This is a genomic window from Kocuria sp. CPCC 204721, assembly GCF_040980945.1.
Classification (GTDB): Bacteria; Actinomycetota; Actinomycetes; order Actinomycetales; family Micrococcaceae; genus Kocuria; species Kocuria marina.
Genome location: NZ_JAVKPO010000034.1, coordinates 1 through 2655 on the forward strand (window position 1 = coordinate 1; position 2655 = coordinate 2655).

The following is a 2655-nucleotide window of genomic DNA, read 5'->3' on the forward strand; positions in this document are numbered from 1 at the left end:
GGCGGCGTGACCGGGACGGGCATCCCGTCGGTCCCGGCCAGCTCCGGCATCACTCCGACGCCGGATCCCAATACACATCCGTAGTGCTGACCGATCACCTCGCGCTCGAGCAGATCGCACCCTCGATCGGAAGCATCGGCGACGCGTACGACTGTCAGCCTCTTTCTACCCGGTTCCGCAAGGATTGGGGAGTCCCGGCCGACGCGGTCTGACCCTTGCTTACGATTGGCCCGCAGGGTGCCTTTGCGTTGATCTGTCGACCGTCCGGCCGGGCACGCAGCAAGCACTGCCGCCGGATCGGGCGTGACCTAATAGGAGCCTGGAGCAGCATGTCGAGAGCGTCCCCGTGACAGTCTTGTCCACCCGCCGGCGACAGCGTGAGACCACGCTAACCGTCAAGGGAGACAGGCGCCATGAGCACTCTCGAAACCGTCCACTCCGGGCACGTCGTCATCGGCGTCGATACCCATAAGCACATCCACGTCGCCGCCGTGCTCGACACCATCGGCGGCATCCTCGCTACCCTCACCGTCCCCACCGATACCGGCGGTTTCAAACAGCTTCTCGCCTGGGCGGACTCGTTCGGGAAGGTCCTCGCGTTCGGCATCGAGGGCACCGGCTCCTACGGAGCGACGCTGACTTCCTTCCTGCGTCGCCATGGACACAAGGTCGTCGAAGCAGGACGCCCTGACCGCCGCCAGCGGCGCATGAACGGGAAGTCCGACACCCTCGACGCGGAGAACGCCGCCCGCTCCGTACTCGCCGGCTTCGCGACAGTCATCCCGAAAACCGCGGACAGCAGCGTCGAGATGATCAGGCAGCTCAAGATCGCGCACGATTCAGCCGTCACCGACCGCTCCGCCGCGATGATCTCGATGAAGGCGATGCTCGTCCACGCCGACGACACGCTGCGCCGGGAGACGAACCGGATGACACCGATCAAGCTCGCCCGCCACCTCGCAGCACTGCGCCCTCGGAACCTCGAGACGCCCTCAGACTCTCTCCGCCATGCCCTGCGCTCGCTGGCCCGCCGATGGCAGCACCTGGACAGCGAAGCCCAGGAACTCCGGGCATCGATCGAGGCGCTCGTCAATCGCACCGCACCGCAACTGCTGGAGCAGTTCGGGATCGGCGTCGATACCGCAGCAGAGATCCTGATCGTCGCCGGCGACAACCCCGAACGGATCCACTCCGAAGCCGCATTCGCGAAGCTCGCCGGCATCAGCCCCGTCCCGACCGGGTCCGGGATGACCAGCGGCCGACACCGCATCAACCACGGCGGGCACCGGCAGCTGAACGCCGCGATCTACCGCACCGTGATCGTCCGGATGAGGTTCCACGAGCCGACCATCGCCTACGTCGCCCGTCGGACCGCTGAAGGCAAGAGCAAGCGCGACATCATCCGCTGCCTGAAGCGCTACGTCATCCGCGAGGTCTACCACCTCATCAAGGTCAACCCCCGCACCGGCGAAATCGCGAGTTGACAACTATAGGAGCGTCAACGCCCTGATGGAGACGATCAACGGCGTCTACAAGGCCGAATGCGTCCGCACCACCATCTTCCACGACGGCCCCTACAAGACGATCGCGGACGTCGAGTTCGCGACAGCTGGGTGGGTCGACTGGTACAACCACCGCAGGCTCCACGGTAGCCTCGGAATGGTCAGCCCCGACGAGTTCGAGGCGGCCTACTACGCGGCCCTCAACCCAGAGCCGCTCCCCGCATAGAAGCGGCCGAGAACCTGGGACGGTTCATGGGCCTGGGGGTGGAAGGGTTGGCCGTTCTTTTGCTCGATGCCCAGGGGGGCCAGCAAATATTCGAAGGCGTTGCGGGCGCCGCGGGAGCAGGTGGTGAAGACGAGCCCGTTATCGGTCAGGGTGGAGGCTGGTGGCCCGTAGGTGGTGATGTTCGTGGTGAAGCTGTCCACGACAAGTGCGGCGGTGACGCGGCGGTGGGCGGTGGCGGAGAGCAGTAGCCGGGAGTGGTCGTCGAGCCAGTTGAGGATCTCGACGTCGCTGCCGTCGGCCAGCGGCCAGTGGTGGGGGCACCTCCCGCTTGCGGGGGAAAATCGGATTGCCAGGTTCCGTTGGGTTGGTCTGCTTCGAACCGGTGGATGCTGCTTTTGGGGCGCTTCTTCGGTTCTGGGGTGATCAGGTCTGCTTTGTGCAGGATCCGGCGGATCGTGGAGGTCGACGGGGCGCGCGGGTGTTCGTGTTCGAGGTGCCAGGCGATGGTGACCGGGCCAGCGTCCAGTCCGGAGTCCGTGAGGACGCGACGCAGGGCCAGGATGCGGGCTCGCACGGGTTCGGCGGTGGCGGCACTGTTGCTGCGGGGGCGCCGACTTCGGGGCTCGATCGCGTCCCAACCGCCCTGTTCGTATCGTCGGATCAGTTCGTGGACCCATCGCCAGGACACCCGGTAGCGGCGGGCGACCTCGGCCTGCGTTTGCTGCCGCTGCGTGACGGCCAGAACAATCAGACGCGCTTTAGACATCCCTCATCGTCACGGACCACTATGAACGATGTCCCGACTCACCTATGAACGATGTCCTGAACCTACACACCTTCAGCTCCACCAATATGTGGCTCTTCACAGATGAGGGTGTAGCTGTGGTGCGACCTGGGGCGGCGCGTCGGTGTCGGGGTGAGGGTCGA

General features: G+C 65.5%; 2 protein-coding genes and 2 pseudogenes. 3 read left to right on the forward strand and 1 reads right to left on the reverse strand.

What is annotated here, in order from left to right; all coding sequences use genetic code 11:
• The 3 genes and pseudogenes from RF637_RS13680 to RF637_RS13690 form a co-directional block, all read left to right on the forward strand.
• Window positions 1–152: pseudogene (locus RF637_RS13680) on the forward strand (IS3 family transposase); the annotation flags it as partial.
• Between the two features lie 261 nt (window positions 153–413).
• The gene (locus RF637_RS13685; protein WP_119933844.1) at window positions 414–1484 is read left to right on the forward strand and encodes an IS110 family transposase; all 1071 of its coding nucleotides are present in this window, start codon (window positions 414–416) and stop codon (window positions 1482–1484) included.
• 16 nt (window positions 1485–1500) lie between these two features.
• A pseudogene (locus RF637_RS13690) lies at window positions 1501–1728 on the forward strand (integrase core domain-containing protein); the annotation flags it as partial.
• A gap of 145 nt (window positions 1729–1873) precedes the next feature.
• Here RF637_RS13690 and RF637_RS13695 read toward each other — a convergent pair.
• A complete protein-coding gene (locus tag RF637_RS13695) occupies window positions 1874–2494 on the reverse strand; it encodes a helix-turn-helix domain-containing protein (protein ID WP_368845115.1) in 621 nt (206 codons plus the stop codon).
• Between the last annotated feature and the right edge of the window lie 161 nt (window positions 2495–2655).

Bases quoted from the DNA above. Each gene is read 5' to 3' on its own strand.
- RF637_RS13685 (WP_119933844.1), top strand. From the start codon at position 414: ATGAGCACTCTCGAAACCGTCCACTCCGGGCACGTCGTCATCGGCGTC.
- RF637_RS13695 (WP_368845115.1), bottom strand. From the start codon at position 2,494: ATGTCTAAAGCGCGTCTGATTGTTCTGGCCGTCACGCAGCGGCAGCAA.